Below are 23,389 nucleotides of genomic sequence, written 5' to 3' on the forward strand. Positions count from 1 at the left end.
GTGCCGACCCGGTCGGCGGCGGTGCTGTACCAGGGCTGGGGGCGCCGGGGCGGGTAGCCGGGGCCGCCCGGGGTAAAGGGACGCCGAGAAGGGGGCGACATGACTGTGCACGCGCTGGAGGCGGCCCGCCGGTTGGCGCCGCGACTGGCCGCCCGCGCGGCCGGGCACGACCGCGACGGCTCGTTCCCCGTGGAAGACTTCGCGGACCTGCGGGCGGCCGGGCTGTTCGGGCTGATGGTGCCGCCCGAGCTGGGTGGCGCGGGCGCGAGCTTCGCCGAGTACGCGGCGGTCGCCACCGAACTGGCCCGGGGCAACGGCGCGACCGCGCTGGTGTTCAACATGCACGCCTCGGTCACCGGCGCGCTGGGCGCGGTCACCGAGGAACTGGCCGAGGCGCTCGGCGTACCGGATGAGGCGCTGGCGGCGCGGGACCGGCTGCTGCGCGCGGCGGCCGACGGCGCCTGGTACGCGGTGGCGATGAGCGAACGCGGCGCAGGCGCCCGGCTGTCGCAGCTCAGCACCGTCTACGAGCCGGTCGAGGGCGGCTGGCACATCAAGGGCAGCAAGACGTTCTGCTCCGGCGCCGGCCACCCGGACGGCTACCTGGTGGCCGCCCGCAGCGCCGCCGACCAGTCGGTGGTGTCGCAGTTCCTGGTCCCGGCCGGGGACGGGATCACCGTGGAGCCCACCTGGGACTCGCTCGGCATGCGGGCCACCTCGTCGCACGACGTGCACCTGGACGTGACGGTTCCGGCCGACCGGCTGCTCGGCGGCGTCGAGGGGCTGGCTCTGGTGGTCGCGCAGCTCATGCCGCACTGGCTGGTGGCGAGCTACGCGGCGGTCTACGTGGGCGTGGCCCGGGCCGCGATCGACGCGGCCGCCGAGCACCTCAACGCCCGCAACCTCGCCGGGCTGCCCGCGGTGCGGGCCCGCCTGGGCCGGGCGGACGCGGCCACCGCCGCCGCCGAACTGGTGGTCGCCGAGGCGGCCCGCCGGGTCGACGAGGCGCCCGGCGACGCCGAGACGAACCGCTGGGTGTGGCGGGCCAAGCTGCTGGCCGGCACCACCGCCGCCGAGGTCGCGGCCTCGATGCTGGAGGCGGCCGGCACCTCGGCGACCCGGCTCGGGCATCCGCTGGAGCGGCTCTACCGGGACGCCCGGTGCGGTTCGCTGCACCCGGCCACGTCCGACGTGTGCGCCGACTGGCTCGGCATCGCCGCGCTCGGCGGCGACCCGGACCGGGACAGCGCGCTCCCTCGTTGGTGAAGCGCGAGGAGCGAGCCGGTTTTGCGAGCCCCGCAGTCGCGAACGAAAGGCTGCCGGGTGACCAGGGTTGGTGCGAGAGATGAGGGAGGGGTGGGGGACGTGGGCATGCCGGTGATCGCGGGCCTGGGTACGGCGCATCCGCCGGGCGCGGACCAGGACGAGCTGTGGACGGGTTTCTTCGCGGGGCACTTCCAGGGGAACACCCGGGCGCTGGCGCAGCGGATCTTCGCGAACTCGGGCGTCACCCGGCGGCAGGCGGCGGTCAACCCGCTGCTGGAGGACGTCTCGGAGTGGCCGACCGAGCGCCGGATGCGCCGCTACCAGGTCGAGGCGCTGCCGCTGGGCAAGGAGGCGGTCAGCCGGGCGCTCACCGCCGCCGGCCTGGACGCCGCCGACATCGGGATGTTCATCGTCTGCTCCTGCACCGGGTACGCCACCCCGGGGCTGGACATCCTGCTCGCCCGGGACCTCGGCATGTCGCCGAGCACCCAGCGCATGTTCGTCGGGCACATGGGCTGCTACGCGGCCCTGCCCGGGCTGGGCGCGGCGAGCGACTTCGTCACCGCCCGGGGGCGTCCCGCGCTGCTGCTCTGCGCGGAGTTGACCAGCCTGCACATCCAGCCGCCGGGCGCCCGGGTGGACACCCAGCAGATCGTCTCCCACGCGCTGTTCTCGGACGCCGCGGTCGCCGCCGTGGTCGTCCCCGGGGGCCGGGGGTACGCGCTGCGCGAGGTCACCTCGGTCACCGACACCTCCACGGCCGACCACATGACGTGGGACGTCACCGACACCGGCTTCCGGATGGGGCTGTCGCCCAAGGTGCCGCAGGTCCTCTCCCGGCACGTCCGGACCCTGGTCGACGAGCTGCTGGCACGGCACGGGTGCGAACGCTCCGACGTGGACGGCTGGGCGGTGCACCCGGGCGGGCCGCGGATCCTCAACGTGGTGGAGCGTGAGCTGGCGCTGCCGCCGGACGGGCTCGCCGCCTCCCGGGGGACGCTCGCCGAGCACGGCAACTGTTCGTCCCCGACGACGCTGCTGATCCTGGACCGGCTGTGGCGTACGGAGCCGTCGCCGCCGCGCTGGGTGGTGATGCTCGCGTTCGGGCCGGGGCTGACGCTCTACGCGGCGCTGCTGGAACGCGTGGGCTGACGGGTCGCCCCGGTCGCGCCGCGCCGATACGCTGCCCGCATGGCCTCCGAGGAGCGGGACGGGCGGGCGTTGCTGGCCGGCCTGACCGTCCTGGCGCTGTTGCTCGGCTCGGCCTGGTGGCGGTCGGCGGCCCCGCAGGCCGGCCCGGCCACGTCGGCCGCGCCCGCGAGCGTGGATCTGGCCCCGCGCAACTGGCGGGTCGACCCGTCGACGGGCGAAGCGCGTCCGGTGCCACGCGCCGGGCGCGAAGCGGCGTTGGACAACCGCCGCGTGCCGCGTGCCGAGCCGGACCGCTCGGTGGTGATACGGGTGGAGGACGACGGCACGGCGCGTCTGCTCCAGGTGTCGCACGTCGTGTGGCGGGAGAGGTCCCGGCTGACGCCGGGCGGGCCGCCTGTCGTCCGGCAGGTACGGCCCACGCGGGGCGACAACTACCGGCTCTCGGTGAGCTGTGCCGGTGACGGCGTGGTCGTCGTACTCGTCTCCGGCCTCGGGGACGACGAGTTCCGGCGGGCGCTGCGCTGCGGCGGGCAGCTGGACGTGCCGGTGGTGGGCGGCAGTGGCGAGCTGGTGCAGATGCGGTTCGTCGCGATAAGGGGCCGGGCCGACCTGGACGCCCGGCTCGAGGCGCTCTACTGACCGTCGTTCAGCCGGCCAGCCGGGCCAGGTCGGCCCGGTAGTCCGACAGCGGGCCCAGCTCCGGCACCACCCGCACCAGCGCGCCCTGCCGGTCCACCAGCAGCGCCGGGGCGATGCCGGGCTGGGCGGACAGGTGCAGGTAGGAGCGCAGCCCGCCGGCCGGGTCGCCGAGTGGGCGTACCCCCGGGACGCTCGCCGAGCCGGCCCGCCGGCCCGCTGTCACGGTGACCACCGTGACGCCGGGCGGGGCGGCTCCGGCCGCCGCGGTGACCTGCTCGGCGCAGGCGCAGGCGTCGGTCAGGATGATCATGGCGGGCAGCATGCTGCGCAGCGGCACCGGCACGTCGTCGGCGCCGACCAGGTCCAGCGCGGGAAGCGGGCCGACCGGTTGCGGCGCTGCGCCGCCGCCGTGGGGGAGCACTGTCGGTGCGCCGGACCGGGTGGCGCGTGGCCAGGTGACCGCCGCGAGGCCGGCGAGTGTGATCAGCACCGATACGAGCAGGATCAGCGCCGGTAGTCCGAGGCGGAGCGAGCCGGTGCGCCGGCCGGCGGCCGTTCGTGCCCGCCGTAGCTCCCGGCGGACCTGCCGGGCCTCGTCGGCGAGCGCCGAGGCGTCGTCCGGGACGACCACGCGGCCCCACTCCGGGGGCAGGCCGGGGAGCCCGTCCGGCGGCCCCTGGCCGTCAGCGTCAGGCACGCCCATCGGACCCCCAGGAACGTCTCGGTGAGCGGACGTCGCGTCCTCTCCCAGCGTCCCGCACCGGCCGCCGTAACGCCACACCTGGGCGCGGACGGACTTGCGGAGCTACCATGGAAGGAGCGCATTGCCCTAGATCTGGACGCTCCCGTCACCCCTTACCGGGTTGTCACGTGATCCTCACGGAGCGTGTCGAAACCATCGGTTTGGCCGCCTGTCAAGCTGAAGAAATACCTCTCACAGGGCCCCTGAGCTGCGCCAACGGTCAGGACAGCGGTGAGACATCGGTGCCTGAGCGTGTTACCCTAGACACAGCGAAAGGGGTTTCGAACCTATGGTTTTCAGTGTCGGCGAGACCGTTGTTTACCCCCACCACGGGGCCGCACTCATCGAGGCAATCGAGACTCGGGTCATCAAGGGCGAGCCCAAGCAATACCTCGTCCTGAGGGTCGCACAGGGTGACCTGACGGTCCGGGTTCCCGCCGAGAACGCCGAGATCGTGGGTGTGCGCGAGGTGGTTGGCGAAGAGGGCCTGGGCAAGGTCTTCGACGTGCTCCGTGCACCACACACCGAGGAGCCGACCAACTGGTCGCGGCGTTACAAGGCGAATCTGGAGAAGCTGGCCTCCGGTAACCCGCTGAAGGTGGCCGAGGTCGTCCGCGACCTGTGGCGCCGGGAGCGGGAGCGGGGCCTGTCGGCGGGCGAGAAGCGGATGCTCGCCAAGGCTCGTGACATTCTCGTCGGCGAGGTCGCGCTGGCCGAGAAGAGCACCAAGGACGAGGCCGAGACGCTGCTCGACAAGGTGCTGACCGAGGCCTGATCCACACCTCTGCCTCTACCCACCCCGCAGCGAACGAATCCGAGGACCGCGACGTGACCGCGCAGCTCAATCCGCGCGGTGACGTCGCGGTCCTCGTTCCTGCGGCCGGTGCCGGCGTACGCCTCGGACCCGGCGCCCCCAAGGCGCTCCGCCCGCTCGCCGGTGAACCACTGCTCGTGCACGCCGTCCGCCGGGTCGCCGCCGCGCCCTCTGTGCACACGATCGTGGTGGCCGCACCGGCCACCGAGGTCGAGGCGGTACGCGCGATGCTGGCGCCCGTGGCGCCGGTGACAGTGGTGCCCGGTGGCGCCGAGCGTCAGGCGTCGGTGGCGGCGGCTCTCGCAGCGGTGCCCGCCGGTCCGGAGATCGTCCTGGTGCACGACGCCGCCCGTGCGCTCACCCCGCCGGGCCTGGTCGAGTCGGTGGCGGCGGCGGTCCGCGACGGGCACGACGCGGTGATCCCGGTGCTGCCGGTGGTCGACACGATCAAGGAGGTCGACGCGGCCGAGCGGGTGCTCGGCACCGTCGACCGGTCCGCGTTGCGGGCGGTCCAGACGCCGCAGGGCTTCCGCCGCTCGGTACTGCTCGCGGCCCACCGGTCGGCGGGTGACGCGCTCACCGACGACGCCGGGCTGGTCGAGAAGCAGGGGATCGCGGTCACCTGCGTACCCGGCTCCGAGCTGGCCCTGAAGATCACCCGCCCGTTCGACCTGTCCCTGGCCGAACACCTGCTGTCCACCGGCGTCTGACGTACTCCTCACAGGTCGGCGGTGGATCGAGCCCGGCGCAGGCGGTCTCGGACGACATACCGCTGACCCTGGGTGAAGGCGCTACCTCTGCCTCGGCTGTGATGCGGGATGGGCGTCGGTAGCGTCAGGTGGCCAGCCGAACCTGGCGCGGTGAGGCCGAATACCTGATAGCGCCCTTCGGTCCACCCCTGCTTGCGGCTGACCTCGATGATGTCGGCGAGGAGGGCGTCGCGCCGTTCGCCCGTCGCTCGGAGCCGGTTCACCTCACCGACTGTCCAATCGACGTTGTCGAGCCGAAAGAGAATCTTGGGCACCTCTGGAAGGATCTGGCGCTGAGAGTAGAAGGCCAGATGATCCACAGGTTGAAATGATCTGCCCGCCTGGCAGACGTACGCTCGCGTCGACTGATAGAGCCCCCATGCGTTTCTGGCGGGGACCACCACGGTGTCGTTGCGGGCGGCTGGGCGCAGTCGGTGCACCTCGGTCACCCGCTCGATCCTCCTGAGCCAGCGGGCGGCGTCCGGGTCCGCCCACGCGACGACATCGATCATCTGGCTGAGGCGGAACGGCACGTCGGTGGCGAGAAGCGAATCATGATGAGCCAGCCGATTGCGGAACACCCGGAGGGCATTCATCGCGCTGGCGACATCGTGGCGCTTGCCGGACGAGTAAGGGAAGGCGCGGTGCAGGGCCTCCCGCCAGAGTTGCTCGTGCTCCGAACCCAACATCGAGACCCAGAAGCCGAAACTCAAGCCCGCGATGATTTGGTCGCGGGTTTCCTTCTGGGAGTGCTCTCGACGCAAGCGCGCGCGGACCTCGGAGACGTTTCGATCAATTCCATCCTGCACCTGGCGCTTAGCGCTGACCGTCAGAAGGAACCATGGGATACCGCGGCCCGGCTCGTTGAGGTGCACCCTCATCTCCCGATCTATCGCGTTGCGGGTGACGACCTCGACGTAGTGAAACGCCTCGAACGACGCGCCCGTCAGGGCGACGCTCCACTCGTAAAGCTCACAGGCCTTGCTCTCGTCGCCGCCGGCGGCAGCCAGACAGGGATGGAACCTGCCGAGGGAGATCCAGTGATGCACGGTTCGCGCATGGGGGTGTGGCGTCACGGACTGGATGCTAAGCGTGACGATCGCGGCGGATTGTCCGGCGCGCCGACGGCAAGAAAGAGCCCCAGGCGCATGCGCGAGGCAGAGGCGACACTGGGGCGTACAGAAACCAAGCTAACCACAGCCCGGGCGGCCGTCAAGGCGCAGCGCGTACCCTCTGGTCATGATCGTTCCTCGGGTGGCCGTCGGCACCGACGTGCACGCGTTCGCGGCCGGGCGGCCCTGCTGGGTCGCGGGCCTGCACTGGCCGGACCAGGACGGCCTGGCCGGTCACTCCGACGCCGACGTGGCGGCGCACGCCGCCTGCAACGCGCTGCTCTCCGCCGCCGGCCTCGGTGACCTGGGCGCGAACTTCGGGGTGGACCAGCCGGAGTGGGCCGGTGCCTCCGGGGTGGCGCTGCTGACCGAGAGCGCGCGCCGGGTACGGGCGGCGGGCTTCCAGATCGGCAACGTGTCGGTGCAGGTCGTCGGCAACCGCCCCAAGATCGGGCCGCGCCGGGAGGAAGCGCAGCGGGTGCTCTCCGAGGCGGTCGGCGCGCCGGTGACCGTGTCCGCTGCGACCACCGACGGCCTCGGCTTCACCGGGCGTGGGGAAGGGCTGGCCGGGATCGCGGTGGCCCTGGTCTACGAGGCCCCGGCCGGCTGACGCGGCGACGGGGACGGGGACGGTCCGGTTTGGCGGGGCGGATACGCTCGCCGGGATGCCGAGTGACGCCGCACCCGACCAGTCCGCCGCCGACGGCTACCTGCAACGCGCCCATCTCCTCGCCGAGCTGGGCCGCTACGACGAGGGCGTCGGCGAACTCACCGCGCTGCTCGCGGACGAGCCCGGGCACCTGCCCGCGTTGACCATGCTGGCCCGGATGCACCTGGCCGCCGGGCGTCCGGCGGAGGCGCTGGCCGTCGCCGAGACGGCCGTGACCCCAGTTCCGGACGCCGTGACAGCCGACGGCGAAACGTCCGCCGTCGAGCCGCCCACTGCCGCTGAGACGTCCGGGACGCGTGCCGCCGACACGGCTGGGGGTGTCCTGCCGGTGCTCGTGGCCCGTGGCTTCGCGCTGCTCGACCTCGAACGCTGGAAGCCCGCAGCGGCCACCGCCGACGAGATCCTGGCGCGCGGTCCGGGCGACGCGTACGCGCAGCGCAGCGCCGCCGCCATTCTCTCCGCGTCGCGCAACGGGCAGGCGGCGCTGGACGCGGCGTGGCGGGGTGTCGAGCTGGCCCCGGATGAGCCGGAGGCGCACCTGGTGCTGGGCCTGGTCGCGGTGCGGCTGCAACTGTTCGACCTGGCCGAGCGGGCCTACCGGGAGGCGCTGCGGCTGGACCCGGAGCTGGGCGAGGCGGGGCAGGACGTGGGCGTGGCCCGGCTGGAGCGACGCCGCTACGCCGAGACGCTGGAGCACCTGACCGCGCTGGCGGACCTGCCGGTGGCCCGGCCCGACCCGGTCCGGACCGTGGACGACGGCATCCGGCGGCTCCTGCTGTCGGTGGCCGGCTGGTCGCTGCTCGCGAGCCTGCTGGCCGGCGTCCTGGCCCCGGCCTCGTCCGGCGCGTCCCGGCTGTTCGCGGCGCTGTCGGTGGCCGGCGTGGCGGTGCTGCTGCGGCGTCCGGCGACGTGGCGGCCCGGCCTGCGGGAGGCGATGTCGCGCGGCCTGGCCGTGCCGGTCTGGGCGGCCGCCGCCGCGGTGCTGCTGCTTCTCGTGTACGCGCTGGTCGGCAGCCCGTGGCCGCTGGCCGGGGTGGTGACCGCGTCGGTGGTGGCCGGACTCACCGCGTTCGCTCGCCGGTGAGAGGGTAGGAGGACCGGAAACACCGGCTCAAGGAATGCGGGGACCCGTGCTCACCGTCAATGCCTACGCGGCGACGTCCGCGACCGAACCGCTCGTCCCGACCACCATCGAGCGGCGGGATCTCGGCCCGGACGACGTTCTCATCGACATCAAGTTCTCCGGCATCTGTCACTCCGACATCCACACCGCGCGCAGCGAGTGGGGCCCGACCCGCTACCCGATCGTGGTCGGCCACGAGATCGCGGGCGTGGTGCGTGAGGTCGGCTCGGCGGTCACGAAGTTCGCCGTCGGCGACCGGGTCGGCGTCGGCTGCCTGGTCGACTCCTGCCGGGAGTGCGACAACTGCCGCAAGGGGCTGGAGCAGTACTGCCTGAAGGGCAGCACCGGCACGTACGGCGGGGTGGGGCGGGACGGCAAGCCGACCCAGGGCGGCTACTCGCAGGCCATCGTGGTCACCGAGGACTTCGTGCTGCGCATCCCGGACGGCATCGAGCTGGACGCCGCCGCGCCGCTGCTCTGCGCCGGCATCACCACGTACTCGCCGCTGCGGCACTGGAACGCCGGGCCGGGCACCCGGGTTGCGGTGATCGGCATGGGCGGTCTCGGCCACATGGCCGTGAAGCTGGCGCACGCGATGGGCGCCGAGGTGACTGTGCTGTCGCAGTCGCTGAAGAAGCGGGAGGACGGGCTGCGGCTCGGTGCCGACCACTACTACGCCACCTCGGACGAGGAGACGTTCCGTGAGCTGGCCAACTCGTTCGACCTGATCATCAACACGGTCAGCGCGACCCTCGACATGGACGCGTACCTGCGGCTGCTCGCGGTGGACGGGACGCTGGTCAACGTGGGCGCGCCCGAGGATTCGCTGTCGGTGCACGCGTTCTCGCTGATCCCGGCCCGCCGTTCGTTCGCCGGGTCGAACATCGGCGGCATCGCGGAGACCCAGGAGATGCTCGACTTCTGCGCCGAGCACGGGCTGGGCGCCGAGATCGAGGTCATTGGAGCCGAGAAGATCAACGAGGCGTACGAGCGGGTGCTCGCCTCCGACGTGCGCTACCGCTTCGTCATCGACGCGTCCACGTTCTGACGACCGCGTGCGAAGGGGCCGCGTCCGTGCCGGGCGCGGCCCCTTCTCGCGTACGTCAGGGCTTGCGTGCCCAGGTCCAGGCGTAGCCGTCGTCCTCGCAGTCGGCGGCCGCGTCGCAGAGGTCGAGCGGGCGGAACGTGTCGACCATGACCGCCAGCTCGTCGAAGAACTCCGCGCCGATCGAGCGTTCGGCCGCGCCCGGCTGGGGGCCGTGGGTGAAGCCGGACGGGTGCAGCGAGATCGAGCCCTGCTCGATGCCGGAGCCGCGCCGGGCCTCGTAGTTGCCACCGGTGTAGAACAGCATCTCGTCGGAGTCGACGTTGTGGTGGTTGTACGGCACCGGGATGGCGGCCGGGTGGTAGTCCACCTTGCGCGGCACGAACGAGCAGATCACGAAGTTCGGGCCCTGGAACGTCTGGTGCACGGGCGGCGGCTGGTGGATCCGCCCGGTGATCGGCTCGAAGTCGTGGATGGAGAACGCCCACGGGTACATGTGCCCGTCCCAGCCGACCACGTCGAACGGGTGGTTGGCGTAGACGTACCTCGTCCACCCGCGGCGGTGCTTGACGAGCACCTCCACCTCCTCGCCGTCGACGAGCAGCGGCGTGTCCGGTCCGCGGACGTCGCGCTCGCAGTAGGGCGCGTGCTCCAGGAACTGTCCGCGTACGGAGAGGTAGCGCTTGGGCGGGCCGATGTGGCCGGACGCCTCCACGGCGAGCAGCCGGGTCGGTTCGTCGCCGGTGGGCACCAGGCGGTGGATGGTCGAGGTGGGGATGACGACGTAGTCGCCCGCGACCGCGTCGAGCACGCCGAACGGCGACTCCACCCGCATCGACCCGGCCTCCAGGTAGAGGCAGTGGTCGCCGGTGGCGTCGCGGAACAGCGGCGACGGGCGGTCGGCGAGCACGTACGCGATGCGTACGTCGTCGTTGGCGAGCAGGTACTGCCGGCCGAGCACCGGGTCGGCGCCGGTGCCGTCGAGCTTGTGGGTGCGCAGGTGGCGCGGCTTGAGCGGCAGGTTCGGCACCCGCGTGACCGTGGGCGGGGCGAACTCCTCGGCGGCGAGGATCGCGGTCGGCGCGTGGCGGTGGTAGAGCAGTGACGAGTCGGAGGAGAAGCCCTCCTGGCCGACCAGTTCCTCCGCGTAGAGCGTGCCGTCGGGCTGGCGGAACTGGGTGTGGCGCTTGCGCGGCACGTCGCCGACGCTGCGGTAGTACGGCATCTCGCCTCCCGATATGTCCCGTTCTCCGGCCGGTGGCGTCCGATAATCGGACGCTGTTGTCCGTTCCTCGTAGCGTCCCGTACATTCTTGTCTCGTGTCAACGCAGGTGCCCCGCCTCCTCTCCGGCCTGGTGGACGACGCCGCGGTCTTTCCGCCCGGAAACGCCGCGCTGCCCGACGCGGTGACCGCGCACCGCACCCACCGCGCCGCCTGGTACGCCGACATGGTCGGCCCGCTGCTGCTGCCCGCCTCGGAGATCCAGCGCGGGTCGCTGTCCGGGCTGGTGGACCCGGCCGAAGGGCTGGTCATCGGGCTGATCGGCGACACCGGCCTGGACCAGCTCCCGCAGGCGCTGGACGCGCTCGCGCCCGACGGGGTGACCGCCCGGCAGATCGAGGCGCCGGTGGCCAAACGCGGTGAGGACCCGCAACCCGGGCTGTCCGAACTGGTCGCGCTCGCCGACCGGCTCGACGGCACCGCCGTCTACGCGGAGATCCCGCTGACCTTCGGGCTGATGGGCGCGCTCGACACGCTCGCCGAGGCGCGCGCGGGCGGGCTGCCGGTGGCCGCCAAGTTCCGTACCGGCGGGCTCGCCGCCGAGCTGTTCCCCACCCCGGTCGAGCTGGCCGCGGTGATCTGCGCCTGCCGGGACCGTAAGCTGCCGTTCAAGCTCACCGCCGGGCTGCACCACGCGATCCGGCACCGCGACCCGGAGACCGGCTTCAACCACCACGGTTTCGTCAACGTGCTGGGCGCCACGCTCGCCGCCGTCGGGGGCGCCGAGGTGGACGGCGTGGCCGAGCTGCTCGCCGCCACCGACCCGGTCCGTGTGGTCGAGCCGGCGCGGGCGCACCGCGACGCCGAGCGCCCGCTCTGGGTCGGGTACGGCTCGTGCAGCATCTCCGAACCACTTACCGATCTGATCCGGCTGGGGCTGGTGAACGGAGGCTTCGAGGCATGACCGAACGCACCGAGCGGAGCGAGGGCCGTGAGGGCGTGCCCAGTCTGCACGGCATGACTGAACGCACCGAGCGGAGCGGAGTGCTGGCATGACCTGGGTACCAGGGGCGGCGGGGTCGCCGTACGGGGTGACGAACCTGCCGTACGGCGTGTTCCGGCACGGCGAGGGCGAGCCGCGTATCGGCGTCCGCATCGGTGACTTCGCGCTGGACCTGGCCGGCGCGGAGGCCGCCGGTCTGGTGCTGGCCGGCGGGGCGCTGGGCCGGCCGACGCTCAACGCCTTCATGGCGCTCGGCCGCCCGCAGTGGACGGCGGTCCGGCAGCGGGTCGTCGAGCTGCTCGCCGAACCGGAGCACCGGGCGGCGGTCGAGCCGCTGCTGGTGCCGCTGCGCGAGGTCGAGATGCTGCTGCCGTTCGAGGTGGCCGACTACGTCGACTTCTACTCCTCGGAGCACCACGCCTCGAACGTCGGGCAGATCTTCCGGCCCGGCCAGCCGCCGCTGCTGCCGAACTGGAAGCACGTGCCGATCGGCTACCACGGCCGGGCCGGCACCGTGGTCGTCTCCGGCACCCCGGTGATCCGCCCGACCGGGCAGCGCGCCAGCGCGCAGGGCCCGACCACCGGCGCGTCGGTACGGCTGGACATCGAGGCCGAGGTGGGCTTCGTGGTGGGCGTACCGAGCCGGCTGGGCGAGCGGGTGCCGGTGGCCGACTTCGCCGACCACGTCTTCGGCGTGGTGCTCGTCAACGACTGGTCGGCCCGGGACATCCAGGCCTGGGAGTACCAGCCGCTCGGGCCGTTCCTCGGCAAGTCGTTCGCCACGTCCGTCTCGGCCTGGGTGACGCCGCTGGAGGCGCTCGCCGACGCGTTCGTACCCGCGCCGGACCAGGACCCGCCGGTGCAGGACTACCTGCGCGACACGCCGCACCTCGGGCTGGACCTGACGCTGTCGGTGCAGTGGAACGGCGAGCGGGTCGCCGAGCCGCCGTTCGCCGGCATGTACTGGACCCCGGCGCAGCAGCTCGCCCACCTCACCGTCAACGGCGCGTCGCTGCGTACCGGCGACCTCTACGCCTCCGGCACCGTCTCCGGGCCGGAGCGCGGCCAGGTCGGGTCGTTCCTGGAGCTGACCTGGGGCGGGTCCGAGCCGGTCAAGTTCGCCGACGGCAGCGAGCGGACGTTTCTGGAGGACGGCGACACGGTGACGATCACCGCAACCGCGCCCGGCCCGGACGGCACCACTGTCGCGTTGGGCGAGGTCACCGGGACGATCCTCCCGGCCCGCTGAGTTCTGCCTTCCCGAACGGCCCCGGTCGCACCCGATGTGCGACCGGGGCCGTTTCCTTCCGCGTTTATCGCTCCGGATCACGTACGCCCCGGACGGCGGCTCCCGGCCGGAACGGAGCCGCCGATGGTGCCGGGTCGGGGGGCGTACCCGGGTAGCCGAACAGGAAGGACGAGCATGACCGAGTTGACCGGCGCCGTCTGGCGCACCAGCAGCCGCTCGAACGATCAGGGCCTCTGCGTCGAGGTGGCGACGAACGTGGTCGCCGCGCACGGCGTGGTGGGCGTACGCGACTCCAAGGACCCGGACGGCCCGGCGCTCGCGGTGAGCCCGCCGGGCTGGGCCGCGTTCGTCACCGCGCTGCGGGGCGGCTCGTTGCGCGGCTGACCGTCAGTGCCACACCCCGGTGCCCCGACGATCGGGGCACCGGCGGTGGAAATGTCACAGCGAGGCTCCCCGTTTCCGGTCACGGCCCGTACCGTGTACGACACGGGAGGTGCCATGTCGACGGTCACGGTGTCCGCATTCATCGAAGCGCAGGCCGCCGACCTGTGGCGCCTGCTGACCGACCTCCCGGCCCGCGCCGACTGGCTCTCGGCGGTGAGCGCGGTCGAGGTCCTCGGCGGCGGCGGGTTCGGGCCCGGCTCGACCTGGCGGGAGACCCGCGTCCGGCCGGACGGCGGCGCCGAACCGGAGGAGTTCGAGGTGATCGAGGCGGTCGCCCCGAGCCGGCTGGTGCTCGGCTCGCGCGGCGCCGGCGCGGACTACCGCATCACCTGGACGCTGCGCACCGTCGAGCGGCGACGCCGCGGCTGCACCGAGGTCACGGTCGAGCAGGAGGCGGCGCCGACCCGCCCGTACGGCCGGGTGCTGGCCCTGATCCTCGGCGGCCTGGCCGCCCGCGCGGTGGAGGGCGCGCTCCGGCGCGACCTGGCCGACCTGGCGTCGGCCGCCGGACCGGCCCGGTCCTCCGAGGCCGCCTGAGCCGACCCGGCCGCTCGCCGCGCCCGGCCCGGACCTGGCCGGTAGGGTGCCGGGTCGGAGGTGACGGATGGCGAAGGCCGCGAGGCGGCGGGCCGTGGTGGCGCTGGTGGCGGTACTCGCCGTCGCGGCGACGGTCGCCGTGGTGGTCCGGGTGCTGGCGCCGGCCGAGGTCGAGACCGTCGCCCGGGAGCCGTACCCGGCGGCGCCCGCGCCGACCGCCGGGGTGATCGGGCGGCTGCCGGTGGCGCCGCTCGTCGTCGACGGCCGGCTGCGCGTCTACGCGGGCGCCCGTCAGCTGTACGCGGACCAGCCGGTCAGCGGGCGGCACCGGGTCACCCCGTTCTGGTCGTACCGTCGCTGGCCGGCCATGTTGACCGCGGTGCTCGCCCAGGACACCACGGTGGTCAGCCGCTGGTCCGACGGGAAGCTGGTGGCGCTGGACGCGCGTACCGGACGGGTCGCCTGGCGGGCCGACGGCCCGGAGCCGGGGCCGGTGCCGGAGCCGAGGCGGACCTACGCCGGCACGGTCTGGGACCCGGCCGGGCTGCACGTCGCGCGTGCCGCCGGCCGATCCGTGCTGGTCTCGGCCGGTCCCGGCGGGGTCGGCGGGTACGACCTCGCCGACGGGCGCCGGCTCTGGCGCGCCGACCTGCCCCGCGACTGCCGGGCCGACGTGGGTACGACAGCCAGCGGCGATGTGGTCGGGGTGGACAGCTGCGAGGGGCCGCCCGTGGTCGAGCTGCGGGACGCGGCGACCGGCACGGTGCGGACCCGCTGGCGTCCCCCGGACGCGCCGGATCAGCTCGTGGTCACGCCGGTCGGCTGCCCGCACGGGCACTCCGGCTGCCGCGGGTTGCGTACCGCCGGGCCGGGCGGTGCGGGCGGCAAGGGCTGGCTGGTGACCGACCCGGGCGAGCCGAGCGCCGCGCCGGGCCTGGACGCGATGGACACGGTGCTGGACGGCGAGCGGGTGGTGGACACGTCCGGCCCGGTGGTGGTCGGGCGTTCGGCGCGTACCGGCGCGGAGCTGTGGCGAAGGGCGGACATCCACCCGGCCCGGGTGCTCGCGACCGAGCCGGGGCGGGTGCACCTGCTGACCGACCGGCGGGAGCTGGTCACTGTCGACCCGCTCACCGGCGCGACCCGGTCCAGTTTCGTGCTCGACGTCGGGCGGGACGGGATCGGCTGGCGGCCGGGCCGGGCGTACGCGGTGGACGGCTACGTCGCCGTGGAACGGCTGCGGGAGAGCGCCACGCCGGAGGACGACGACCAGGGCTACTTCCTGATGGCCGAGCCGGTGCTGCTCGCCGCCACCTGACCGGCGGTTCGGCCTGCAAAACGGACAAAAGCCACTATTGTTGTCGGATGAGACGCCCAGGGCCGGTCCGTAGGGGGTTGACGGACCGGCCCCGGGCGCGCCCCGGTCAGGCCAGGGCGGACTCGGCCACCGCCAGGAACGCGTCGTTCTCGGCCGGGGTGCCGATGGTGACCCGGACGCCGTCGCCCGGGAACGGGCGGACGATCACGCCGCGCGCCTCGCACGCCCGGCCGAACTCCACCGCCCGCTCGCCGAGCGGCAGCCAGACGAAGTTGGCCTGGCTCTCCGGCACGTCCGGGACGAACTTGCGCAGCGCCTCGGTGACCCGGTCCCGCTCGGCCACTACCAGCGCGCAGCGCCGCTCCACCTCGTCGGCCTGCGCCAGCGCGGCCAGCGCACCGGCCTGGGCGGCCATGCTGGTGGAGAACGGCGTGACCACCTTGCGCACGGCGGCGGCCACCTCCGGCGCCGCGACCAGCCAGCCGATCCGCAGGCCGGCCAGGCCCCACGCCTTGGACAGCGTGCGCAGCACCGCCACGTTCGGCCGGTCCAGGTAGGTCAGGCCGTCCGGCACCTCCGGGTCGGTGACGAACTCCCGGTACGCCTCGTCGATCACCACCAGCACGTCGTCCGGCACCGCGTCGAGGAAGCGGTCCAGCTCTGCCCGGCGTACCGCCGTACCGGTCGGGTTGTTCGGGTTGCAGACCAGGATCATCCGGGTCCGGTCGGTCACCGCCGCCGCCATCGCGGTGAGGTCGTGACCGTGGCCGGCGTCGTTCGGCACCCGCACGCTGGTCGCGCCGCTGGTCGCCGCGATGATCGGGTACGCCTCGAAGGAGCGCCACGAGTAGAGCAGCTCGTCACCGGGCAGGCAGGTGGCGCGGACCAGGTGCTCGGCCAGCGCCACCGAGCCGCAGCCGGTGGCGATCCGGTCGGCGTCCACGCCGTACCGCTCGGCGAGCGCCTGACGCAGCGCCACCACGCCCATGTCCGGATAGCGGTGCGAACCCGCCACCGCCTCGGCGACCGCCTCCACCACGCCGGGCAGCGGGCCGTAGGGCACCTCGTTGCTGGCCAGCTTGATCGCCTCGGGCAAACCCAGCTCCCGGGCCAGGTCGGCCGGGCTGCGGCCGGGCACGTAGTTGGGCAACGCGTCCAGGTCGGCGCGGGTGAGCCGCAGCGGAGGCTGGTGGCGTCCGGTCTCGGTCATGGGGTGTCTCCCGGGGTGTCGGCGCGGTCGCGCGGGGTGGTACGGGGGTCGGGCCGCTTACGGGGAAGCTGGACCACCACCGTCTGCGCCCGCTTGTCGTGCAGGGCCTGGCGCAGCGGCTGGTCGAACAGGGGCGAGACCGCGTCGATGAGCTGCAGCAGCAGACCGAGCCCGCAGCAGTACCAGAGCAGCGTGGGCAGGCCGAGCGTGCTCCAGCGCCGGGTGGCCCGGCCGAAGCCGAGCGGCTGGTCCGCCGCCACCGCGAGCGCGCGTACGCCCATCAGCCGCTTGCCGAACGTCTGCCCGCGCGCCGCCATCGACGGCACCTCGTAGGCGTACCAGAGCGCGGTGGCGATCACCAGGATGGCGATCTGGAGGCCGCCGGCCTGGTCGTCGATCTGGGGCAGCCCCTCGGTGGAGGTGTCACCGTTCATCGCGCGGCGCACCGACTCACGCAGGTACGGCGCGACGGCCTCGAAGTAGCGCCAGACGAACCAGCCGTTCACCACCGCATTGAGCAGGAACACCACGCCGAAGTCGATCAGGCGGGCGACCAGCCGCGCGCCGTACGAGGCGAGCGGCAGCCCGTGCGGGCGCGGAATCGGCTGTGCGCCCGGCCAGTGCGGGTACGGCCAGCCCGGCGGCGGTCCCTGCGGCGCCGGCCCGGCCTGACCGGGCTGCCGCGGCCACGGGCCGCCCGGCCCCGGCTGTCCGGGCTGTCCCGGCTGCCCCGGCTGTCCGGGCCAGGGACCGGGCTGTCCGGGCCAGGGGCCGGCCTGACCCGGTTGGCCCGGCTGGCCCGGTTGGCCCGGTTGGCCCGGCGGGGCGGGCGCGCCAGACGACGGGGCGACCTCGGACCCGCTACCCGTCCCGGCACCGGGCGTCGCGGCGGCGGCCGGCTCGGGTTCGGCGGGCGGTGGACCGTCGGGCGGGGTGACGTCGACCGGGATCGGCGCGCCGATCCAGCCCTCGCCGTCCCACCAGCGGCGGGTCTCCGGGTCGGCGGGGTCGACGTACCATCCAGGTTCCAAGCTCACAGCGCCGTCCTTGTTCCCGACTGCGGGGCTCGCAGGCCCGGCTCACTCCTCGCGCTCACGGGCCAACCTTAACGACGACCGTTCCGGCGAACTTGTCGTGGAGGCACTGCTGCCAGGGCTTGTCCCACAGTTGCCAGAAACCGTCGAGGTAGTTGAGGAACGGCACGAACATCCCGCCGGCGAACTCGACGGCCCAGCGCTTGCCGAGCATGCCCCGGCTCAGCGCGGCGTCCGGCTGCACCGGCACGATCCGCAGCTTCATCACCTTCTTGCCCAGCGTCTGGCCGGTCCGGCGGGCGTACTCGACGTGGTAGACCCAGTAGAAGACGAGCATCAGCAGCAGGACCCCGAGCTCGGCGGCGAGCAGCGGCAGGAACACGCCGGTCCAGAGTTCGGCCGGGTCGGGACCGTTCGGGCCCGCCTGCTCGATCTCGTCGATCATCCGGACGAAGACGAGGGCGAAGACCGGCAGGAACAGCACCATCGTCACCGCCATCGCGACGGCGGTGTCGATCAGGTAGGCGATCAGCCGGTCACCGAAGCTCGCCAGCGGCTGCCCGTTCGGCGCCACCGGGGGCGGGACGGGCCTCGGGGCGTACCCCGGTGGGGGGTAACCGGGCGGCGGGTAGCCGGGCCGCCCGGCGTACCCCGGAGGAGCGTGCTGCGCGGGCACCGCGGGCCCCGCGGGCGGCGCGAAGCCGCCGCCCGCGGGTGCAGGCCCGGCAGGCGGCGGCGTCGGGTTCGGGGGAGGCTGGGTCACGCCGACAGTGTTACAGGTTGCCGCGCTTCTCCTGCTCCCGCTCGATCGCCTCGAACAGGGCCTTGAAGTTGCCCTTGCCGAAGCCGAGGGAGCCGTGCCGCTCGATCAGCTCGAAGAAGACGGTGGGACGGTCCTGCACCGGCTTGGTGAAGATCTGGAGCAGGTAGCCGTCCTCGTCCCGGTCGACCAGGATCTTGCGGGACTGCAGCTCCTCGATCGGCACCCGGACGTTGCCGATGCGGGCGCGCAGCTCCGGGTCCTCGTAGTACGAGTCCGGGGTGTCCAGGAACTCGACGCCCGCCGCGCGCATGGCGTCCACGCTGGCCAGGATGTCGTTGGTGGCCACCGCGATGTGCTGGGCGCCGGGGCCCTGGTAGAACTCCAGGTACTCGTCGATCTGCGACTTCTTGCGGGCCACGGCCGGCTCGTTGAGCGGGAACTTCACCTTGCGGGTGCCGTTGGCGACGACCTTGCTCATCAGCGCCGAGTAGTCGGTGGCGATGTCGTCGCCGATGAACTCGGCCATGTTCGAGAAGCCCATGACGCGCTTGTAGAACTCGACCCACTCGTCCATCCGGCCCAGCTCCACGTTGCCGACCACGTGGTCGACGGCCTGGAAGAAGCGCTTCGGCTGGAGGCCGGCGTCGATCATCGGCTGCCGGTCCACGATCGGGCCGCGGGCCACGAATCCGGGCAGGAACGGGCCGGTGTAGCGGGACCTGTCGATCAGGCTGTGCCGGGTGTCGCCGTACGCGGCGATGGACGCCATCCGCACGGTGCCGTGCTCGTCGCTGACGTCGTGCGGCTCGACCAGGCCGGTGGCGCCCTGCGCGACGGCGTGCGCGTACGCGGCGTCCACGTCCGGCACCTCCAGCGCGATGTCGGAGACGCCGTCGCTGTGCTTCGCCACGTGCTCGGCGCCGTCGGCGTCCGGCCGGACCGCGCCGGTCAGCACGAAGCGGGCCGAACCGCTGGTCAGGACGTACTGCGCGTGGTCGCGGTAGCCCTGCTCCGGCCCCCGGTACGCCACGCAGGTCATGCCGAACGCGGTCGAGTAGTAGTGCGCGGCCTGCTTGGCGTTGCCGACCAGGAAGTGGACGTGGTCCATGCCCTTGACCGGGAACGGGTCGCGGCTGATGTCGTGGTCGACGGCGCCGACGAGAGCGTCGACGTCGACCTCCTCGGTCGACTGGGGTCGGTCGATCGCCTGGGTCATGGTGGCCTCCCTCGCGTACCGGCCGGCCTCGTGGGCCGCCGTGGATGTGCTCTTCCGGGGAGGATCTACGGCGCACGGTGAGTTGGGCAACAGTTGGCGTTATTCCTGGTCAGGTTGTGCATTCGGTACCGTCGGACACCATGAACACTGGTCAGGATGTACAGCTGGACGAGCTGGACGCGCGCTTGATCGAACTGCTGGCGGAGGAACCGCGGATCGGGGTGCTGGAGTGCTCCCGGCGGCTCGGCGTGGCCCGCGGCACGGTTCAGGCCCGGCTGGACAAGCTGGTCGGCCGCGGCGTGGTGACCGGGTTCGGGCCGGACATCACGCCCGCCGCGATCGGCTTCGGGGTGACCAGCTTCGTCACGCTGGAGATCAGCCAGCGGCACGGCCACGACCAGGTCACCGCGCACCTGGCCGCGATTCCCGAGGTGCTGGAGGCGCACACCATCACCGGCTCCAGCGACCTGCTCTGCCGCATCGTCGCCCGGTCGAACACCGACCTCCAGCGGGTCATCGACCAGATCGTCGCCTCCGAGGGCATCCGGCGCGCGTCCACCATCATCGCGCTGGCCGAGCAGATCCCGTACCGCACGCTGCCGCTGGTCCGCTCCGCCGCCCGGGGGTAAGGAAGGGCCCCCTGTTAACGCATTCGGAGGTGGAAGGGCCCCTTATTAACACCTCCCCCCGGCAAGAAGCGCTGCGACACGCCCCGCGCGCGACCCGGGGGACCGGTGATCGTCGCTACCGTGTGCGGTGTGAAGGGCCTAGGGGTGCGCGGCTGGTTGCTGCTCGGGCTCGTCACCGTGGTCGTACTCGCCGCGACAGGCGTCTGGAACCCGTTCCCGGGGCTGTGGGACTGGGTCGACCGCAGCAAGCCGATCTCCGAGCCGGACGTGGTCTGGCAGCAGCGCGTCGGCGGCACGCCGCGCAGCGTCACCATCGCCGGTGACACCGTGATCGTCGAGCAGCGCACCCGCGTCGAGGCGCGCAGCCTCGCCGACGGCCGCCAGCTCTGGGAGCGCAAGGCCGACTGGTCGGCGGTCGCGGGCGGCGACCGGGACCCGGTCGTCGCCGTGGGCAAGCTGCTGGACAAGGGGTACGAGGTGCTCGACCCGGTCAGCGGCGTGACCCGGCGTCGCGACGATCGGGCGATCGCCGTCTGGACGTACCGGAACCTGCTGCTGGACGCCTACTGCGTGCGGGCCACGGACTGCACGTTGCGGGCCTGGGAGCCGCGCGGCACCGCTCCGCTGTGGAGCGCGTTCCTGCCCGGCGTGCACAGCGGCGTGCTCGCCGACAACCCGGAGCTGCTCGGTACGCGGCGGCTGGGCGCCACCCGGATCGACGGCGGGGTGGCCGGGCCGGAGGCGGTACCGCCGCTGCTCGGCTTCCCGGTCGACGGCCGGGTACACGTGGTGGACACCGCGACCGGCCGGGTGCTGCAGAACGTCGAGCCGGGCCGGGAGGAGCGGCTGGCGGTGGTCGGCGGCCGGCTGCTCCGGATCGCGGCCACCTCCCGCGACGGGAGCTGCTACTACACCGTCACGGCAGTCGACCCGGCGACGGGTCAGCAGGTGTGGCGTCGGACCGGGATCAACCTGCGTACGGCCGACTACGCCGGCTGCGTACAGCGGGAGGACCCGCAGGGCGCGCGCAACGTCCTGATCGGTGTCGCCCCGGACGGGCGTGAGGCGGTGCTCGACGGGTACGACGGCCGTCTGCTCCAGGTCGGCGCGGACGGTGAGAAGCTGCTCGCCGTGGACGACCGCTACGCCGTGGTGCGCAGCGCCGACAAGGAGTCGCTGCTGGGGCGGGAGCTGTCGGCGGACCGGACCCGGTGGACCCGGCCGGCGGGCGGTAAGAGCGGCGCCGCGCTCACCCCGTACGCGGCGCTGATCAGCGAGGAGAAGCCGTCTCGGCTGATCGCGGTCGAACCGCGCGAGGGCCGCGTCCTGGTCGAGCTGCGGACCGCGGCGAACGCGCTGGCGGTCGGCCCCAACGGCATGATCATCGGGGAGGGCCGGGAGATCGGGTACGTCCGCTGGGGCGCCGGCACGACCGGCGCGCCCGGGCCGGGGCAGGGCGACGCGCCGGTGGCGCCGAACCCCGGGGGCAGCTGGCGGCCGCCCGGCGACCAGGGCAGTTGCGGCCCGAAGCGGGAACTCTGCGTCGACGGCAAGTGACAGCGGGTGAGAGGTCGGGTCACGACCCCACCTGCGGGTGTCACCGATCGACGGCTCTGCCCTAGGCTTTTCGGTCATGAGCAGTGCCGCCGCCTTCTCGTACGCACCCCTGCTGCCGACCGGCCCCGACCTGACGGAATACCGCCTGGTCACCGATGAGGGCGTGGACGTCGTCAACGGCCCGGGTGGCCGCCGGTTCCTGACCGTCGATCCGGGCGCGCTCACCGCGCTGACGGCCGAGGCGATGCACGACATCGCCCACTTCCTGCGCCCGGCCCACCTGGCCCAGCTCCGCTCGATCATCGACGACCCGGCGGCCTCGCCGAACGACCGGTTCGTCGCGCTCGACCTGCTGCGCAACGCCAACATCGCGGCCGGCGGCGTGCTGCCGATGTGTCAGGACACCGGCACCGCGATCGTGATGGGCAAGCGCGGGCGGCACGTGCTCACCGACGGCACCGACGCGGAGGCGATCTCGCGCGGCGTCTACCAGGCGTACACCCGGCTGAACCTGCGCTACTCGCAGCTCGCCCCGCTGACCATGTGGGACGAGCGGAACACCGGCAGCAACCTGCCCGCCCAGGTGGAGCTGTACGCCGAGGACCCGGACGGCCACGCCGACGCGTACAAGTTCCTCTTCATGGCCAAGGGCGGCGGCTCGGCCAACAAGTCCTACCTCTACCAGGAGACCAAGGCCCTGCTGAACCCGACGCGGATGATGCAGTTCCTGGAGGAGAAGCTCCGGCTCATCGGCACCGCGGCCTGCCCGCCGTACCACCTGGCCATCGTCATCGGCGGCACCTCGGCCGAGTACGCGCTGAAGACCGCCAAGTACGCCTCCGCGAAGTACCTCGACGCGCTGCCCACCGAGGGCTCGATGAGCGCGCACGGCTTCCGCGACCTGGAGCTGGAGGCCGAGGTGCTGGAGCTGACCCGCAACTTCGGCATCGGCGCGCAGTTCGGTGGCCGCTACTTCTGCCACGACGTACGGGTGGTCCGGCTGCCCCGGCACGGCGCCTCCTGCCCGGTGGCGATCGCGGTGTCCTGCTCCGCGGACCGGCAGGCGGTGGCGAAGATCACCCCGTCCGGCGTCTGGCTGGAGCGCCTGGAGACCGACCCGGCGCGCTACCTGCCCGACGTGACCGACGAGACGCTGGAGACCGAGGAGGTCGTCCGCGTCGACCTGAACCGGCCGATGGACGAGATCCGGGCCGAGCTGTCGAAGTACCCGGTGAAGACCCGGCTGTCGCTCACCGGGCCGCTGGTCGTCGCGCGGGACATCGCACACGCGAAGATCGCCGAGCGGCTGGACGCGGGCGAGCCGATGCCGCAGTACCTGCGCGACCACGCGGTCTACTACGCCGGCCCGGCCAAGACCCCCGAGGGCTACGCCTCCGGCTCGTTCGGCCCCACCACGGCCGGCCGGATGGACGCGTACGTGGAGAAGTTCCAGGCGGCCGGCGGCTCGATGGTGATGCTCGCCAAGGGCAACCGGTCCGCCCAGGTCACCCGCTCCTGCCAGGCCCACGGCGGTTTCTACCTCGGCTCGATCGGCGGCCCGGCCGCCCGCCTCGCCCAGGACTGCATCAAGCACGTCGAGGTGCTCGAATACGCCGAGCTGGGCATGGAGGCGGTCTGGAAGATCGAGGTGGAGGACTTCCCCGCCTTCATCGTCGTCGACGACAAGGGCAACGACTTCTTCGCCGAGGTCACCAAGCCGGTGCTCACCGTCGGCCGCCGCTGAGTTCAGACGCACAGACATCGGTGCGCCTGCCCGGTCGGACCACCGGACAGGCGCACCGCCCCCGTCGGATGCCGTCATCGGCAACCCGCACCGAGTCTGTGCGCCGCCGCTATCGGATCGCTATCGCCTCGGCGCGGCGCTCGGTGACCGC

General features: G+C 73.1%; 23 protein-coding genes. 16 read left to right on the forward strand and 7 right to left on the reverse strand.

What is annotated here, in order from left to right; genetic code table 11:
- Positions 1–99: 99 nt before the first annotated feature.
- From BAW75_RS22745 to BAW75_RS22755, 3 genes are all read left to right on the forward strand, one after another.
- Positions 100–1,266, forward strand: a complete 1,167-nt coding sequence (locus tag BAW75_RS22745; protein WP_104114850.1) for an acyl-CoA dehydrogenase family protein — start codon at positions 100–102, stop codon at positions 1,264–1,266.
- A 105-nt stretch (positions 1,267–1,371) separates the two neighbouring features.
- Positions 1,372–2,418, forward strand: a complete 1,047-nt coding sequence (locus BAW75_RS22750; protein WP_205798899.1) for a type III polyketide synthase — start codon at positions 1,372–1,374, stop codon at positions 2,416–2,418.
- Positions 2,419–2,457: 39 nt separating this feature from the next.
- On the forward strand, positions 2,458–3,057 hold the full coding sequence (locus BAW75_RS22755; protein ID WP_104114851.1) for a hypothetical protein: 600 nt from the start codon (positions 2,458–2,460) through the stop codon (positions 3,055–3,057).
- Positions 3,058–3,064: 7 nt separating this feature from the next.
- Here the strand turns inward: BAW75_RS22755 and BAW75_RS22760 are convergent, their stop codons facing one another.
- Complete coding sequence (locus BAW75_RS22760; protein ID WP_043327922.1) at positions 3,065–3,760, reverse strand: hypothetical protein; 696 nt, start codon at positions 3,758–3,760, stop codon at positions 3,065–3,067.
- 328 nt (positions 3,761–4,088) lie between these two features.
- Between BAW75_RS22760 and BAW75_RS22765 the strand changes: the two genes are divergently transcribed.
- Positions 4,089–4,574, forward strand: a complete 486-nt coding sequence (locus BAW75_RS22765; protein ID WP_007073334.1) for a CarD family transcriptional regulator — start codon at positions 4,089–4,091, stop codon at positions 4,572–4,574.
- Positions 4,575–4,627: 53 nt separating this feature from the next.
- The gene (gene ispD / locus BAW75_RS22770) at positions 4,628–5,323 is read left to right on the forward strand and encodes a 2-C-methyl-D-erythritol 4-phosphate cytidylyltransferase (RefSeq protein ID WP_104114852.1); all 696 of its coding nucleotides are present in this window, start codon (positions 4,628–4,630) and stop codon (positions 5,321–5,323) included.
- Positions 5,324–5,331: 8 nt separating this feature from the next.
- Here the strand turns inward: ispD and BAW75_RS22775 are convergent, their stop codons facing one another.
- Positions 5,332–6,438 carry a hypothetical protein gene (locus tag BAW75_RS22775; RefSeq protein WP_208635295.1) on the reverse strand — a complete coding sequence of 369 codons (1,107 nt, stop codon included), beginning with the start codon at positions 6,436–6,438 and terminating at the stop codon, positions 5,332–5,334.
- A 163-nt stretch (positions 6,439–6,601) separates the two neighbouring features.
- Here BAW75_RS22775 and ispF point away from each other — a divergent pair, with 163 nt between their 5' ends.
- The 3 genes from ispF to BAW75_RS22790 are packed head-to-tail and all read left to right on the forward strand — an operon-like array spanning position 6,602 to position 9,315.
- Positions 6,602–7,084 carry a 2-C-methyl-D-erythritol 2,4-cyclodiphosphate synthase gene (gene ispF, locus BAW75_RS22780; RefSeq protein ID WP_104114853.1) on the forward strand — a complete coding sequence of 161 codons (483 nt, stop codon included), beginning with the start codon at positions 6,602–6,604 and terminating at the stop codon, positions 7,082–7,084.
- Between the two features lie 55 nt (positions 7,085–7,139).
- Entirely contained in the window at positions 7,140–8,228 is a 1,089-nt protein-coding gene (locus BAW75_RS22785; protein WP_104114854.1) for a tetratricopeptide repeat protein, read from the forward strand.
- 46 nt (positions 8,229–8,274) lie between these two features.
- Entirely contained in the window at positions 8,275–9,315 is a 1,041-nt protein-coding gene (locus tag BAW75_RS22790; RefSeq protein WP_104114855.1) for an NAD(P)-dependent alcohol dehydrogenase, read from the forward strand.
- Positions 9,316–9,370: 55 nt separating this feature from the next.
- On the opposite strand, the gene BAW75_RS22795 is transcribed toward BAW75_RS22790, so the two are convergent.
- The gene (locus BAW75_RS22795) at positions 9,371–10,537 is read right to left on the reverse strand and encodes a homogentisate 1,2-dioxygenase (protein WP_043327929.1); all 1,167 of its coding nucleotides are present in this window, start codon (positions 10,535–10,537) and stop codon (positions 9,371–9,373) included.
- Between the two features lie 94 nt (positions 10,538–10,631).
- On the opposite strand from BAW75_RS22795, the gene BAW75_RS22800 reads away from it, so the two are divergent.
- From BAW75_RS22800 to BAW75_RS22820, 5 genes are all read left to right on the forward strand, one after another.
- Positions 10,632–11,498 carry a hypothetical protein gene (locus BAW75_RS22800; protein WP_069089189.1) on the forward strand — a complete coding sequence of 289 codons (867 nt, stop codon included), beginning with the start codon at positions 10,632–10,634 and terminating at the stop codon, positions 11,496–11,498.
- Between the two features lie 88 nt (positions 11,499–11,586).
- Positions 11,587–12,786 carry a fumarylacetoacetase gene (fahA, locus tag BAW75_RS22805; protein ID WP_104114856.1) on the forward strand — a complete coding sequence of 400 codons (1,200 nt, stop codon included), beginning with the start codon at positions 11,587–11,589 and terminating at the stop codon, positions 12,784–12,786.
- 174 nt (positions 12,787–12,960) lie between these two features.
- Positions 12,961–13,170: a DUF397 domain-containing protein gene (locus BAW75_RS22810; protein WP_104114857.1), complete on the forward strand. Its 210-nt coding sequence runs from the start codon at positions 12,961–12,963 to the stop codon at positions 13,168–13,170.
- A 114-nt stretch (positions 13,171–13,284) separates the two neighbouring features.
- Positions 13,285–13,767 carry an SRPBCC family protein gene (locus BAW75_RS22815; protein WP_104114858.1) on the forward strand — a complete coding sequence of 161 codons (483 nt, stop codon included), beginning with the start codon at positions 13,285–13,287 and terminating at the stop codon, positions 13,765–13,767.
- 67 nt (positions 13,768–13,834) lie between these two features.
- On the forward strand, positions 13,835–15,085 hold the full coding sequence (locus BAW75_RS22820) for an outer membrane protein assembly factor BamB family protein (protein WP_104114859.1): 1,251 nt from the start codon (positions 13,835–13,837) through the stop codon (positions 15,083–15,085).
- Between the two features lie 106 nt (positions 15,086–15,191).
- Here the strand turns inward: BAW75_RS22820 and hisC are convergent, their stop codons facing one another.
- The 4 genes from hisC to hppD are packed head-to-tail and all read right to left on the reverse strand — an operon-like array spanning position 15,192 to position 19,308.
- Entirely contained in the window at positions 15,192–16,295 is a 1,104-nt protein-coding gene (gene hisC / locus BAW75_RS22825) for a histidinol-phosphate transaminase (protein WP_043327934.1), read from the reverse strand.
- Positions 16,292–17,332, reverse strand: coding sequence for an RDD family protein (locus BAW75_RS22830; protein ID WP_104114860.1), 1,041 nt, complete (start codon positions 17,330–17,332; stop codon positions 16,292–16,294). Before BAW75_RS22830 ends, hisC begins: the two co-directional genes overlap by 4 nt.
- A 55-nt stretch (positions 17,333–17,387) precedes the next feature.
- Positions 17,388–18,092 (reverse strand): RDD family protein, encoded by a 705-nt coding sequence (locus tag BAW75_RS22835; protein ID WP_104114861.1) that lies wholly within the window; start codon positions 18,090–18,092, stop codon positions 17,388–17,390.
- A 10-nt stretch (positions 18,093–18,102) separates the two neighbouring features.
- Complete coding sequence (hppD, locus tag BAW75_RS22840) at positions 18,103–19,308, reverse strand: 4-hydroxyphenylpyruvate dioxygenase (protein WP_043327937.1); 1,206 nt, start codon at positions 19,306–19,308, stop codon at positions 18,103–18,105.
- A gap of 140 nt (positions 19,309–19,448) precedes the next feature.
- Between hppD and BAW75_RS22845 the strand changes: the two genes are divergently transcribed.
- The 3 genes from BAW75_RS22845 (at position 19,449) to BAW75_RS22855 (ending at position 23,238) form a co-directional block, all read left to right on the forward strand.
- Positions 19,449–19,937 (forward strand): Lrp/AsnC family transcriptional regulator, encoded by a 489-nt coding sequence (locus BAW75_RS22845; protein ID WP_013288920.1) that lies wholly within the window; start codon positions 19,449–19,451, stop codon positions 19,935–19,937.
- Positions 19,938–20,093: 156 nt separating this feature from the next.
- Complete coding sequence (locus BAW75_RS22850) at positions 20,094–21,494, forward strand: outer membrane protein assembly factor BamB family protein (RefSeq protein ID WP_420915044.1); 1,401 nt, start codon at positions 20,094–20,096, stop codon at positions 21,492–21,494.
- A 76-nt stretch (positions 21,495–21,570) separates the two neighbouring features.
- Positions 21,571–23,238, forward strand: a complete 1,668-nt coding sequence (locus BAW75_RS22855; protein ID WP_030502831.1) for a fumarate hydratase — start codon at positions 21,571–21,573, stop codon at positions 23,236–23,238.
- Positions 23,239–23,389: the final 151 nt, after the last annotated feature.

The sequence above is a fragment of the Micromonospora chalcea genome (assembly GCF_002926165.1).
GTDB lineage: Bacteria > Actinomycetota > Actinomycetes > Mycobacteriales > Micromonosporaceae > Micromonospora > Micromonospora chalcea.

Excerpts from the sequence above, each read along its gene's own strand:
- BAW75_RS22745 (WP_104114850.1), top strand. The coding sequence starts at position 100 with ATGACTGTGCACGCGCTGGAGGCGGCCCGCCGGTTGGCGCCGCGACTG.
- BAW75_RS22750 (WP_205798899.1), top strand. The coding sequence starts at position 1,372 with ATGCCGGTGATCGCGGGCCTGGGTACGGCGCATCCGCCGGGCGCGGAC.
- BAW75_RS22755 (WP_104114851.1), top strand. The coding sequence starts at position 2,458 with ATGGCCTCCGAGGAGCGGGACGGGCGGGCGTTGCTGGCCGGCCTGACC.
- BAW75_RS22760 (WP_043327922.1), bottom strand. The coding sequence starts at position 3,760 with ATGGGCGTGCCTGACGCTGACGGCCAGGGGCCGCCGGACGGGCTCCCC.
- BAW75_RS22765 (WP_007073334.1), top strand. The coding sequence starts at position 4,089 with ATGGTTTTCAGTGTCGGCGAGACCGTTGTTTACCCCCACCACGGGGCC.
- ispF (WP_104114853.1), top strand. The coding sequence starts at position 6,602 with ATGATCGTTCCTCGGGTGGCCGTCGGCACCGACGTGCACGCGTTCGCG.
- BAW75_RS22785 (WP_104114854.1), top strand. The coding sequence starts at position 7,140 with ATGCCGAGTGACGCCGCACCCGACCAGTCCGCCGCCGACGGCTACCTG.
- BAW75_RS22795 (WP_043327929.1), bottom strand. The coding sequence starts at position 10,537 with ATGCCGTACTACCGCAGCGTCGGCGACGTGCCGCGCAAGCGCCACACC.
- fahA (WP_104114856.1), top strand. The coding sequence starts at position 11,587 with ATGACCTGGGTACCAGGGGCGGCGGGGTCGCCGTACGGGGTGACGAAC.
- BAW75_RS22810 (WP_104114857.1), top strand. The coding sequence starts at position 12,961 with ATGACCGAGTTGACCGGCGCCGTCTGGCGCACCAGCAGCCGCTCGAAC.
- BAW75_RS22815 (WP_104114858.1), top strand. The coding sequence starts at position 13,285 with ATGTCGACGGTCACGGTGTCCGCATTCATCGAAGCGCAGGCCGCCGAC.
- BAW75_RS22820 (WP_104114859.1), top strand. The coding sequence starts at position 13,835 with ATGGCGAAGGCCGCGAGGCGGCGGGCCGTGGTGGCGCTGGTGGCGGTA.
- hisC (WP_043327934.1), bottom strand. The coding sequence starts at position 16,295 with ATGACCGAGACCGGACGCCACCAGCCTCCGCTGCGGCTCACCCGCGCC.
- hppD (WP_043327937.1), bottom strand. The coding sequence starts at position 19,308 with ATGACCCAGGCGATCGACCGACCCCAGTCGACCGAGGAGGTCGACGTC.
- BAW75_RS22845 (WP_013288920.1), top strand. The coding sequence starts at position 19,449 with ATGAACACTGGTCAGGATGTACAGCTGGACGAGCTGGACGCGCGCTTG.
- BAW75_RS22855 (WP_030502831.1), top strand. The coding sequence starts at position 21,571 with ATGAGCAGTGCCGCCGCCTTCTCGTACGCACCCCTGCTGCCGACCGGC.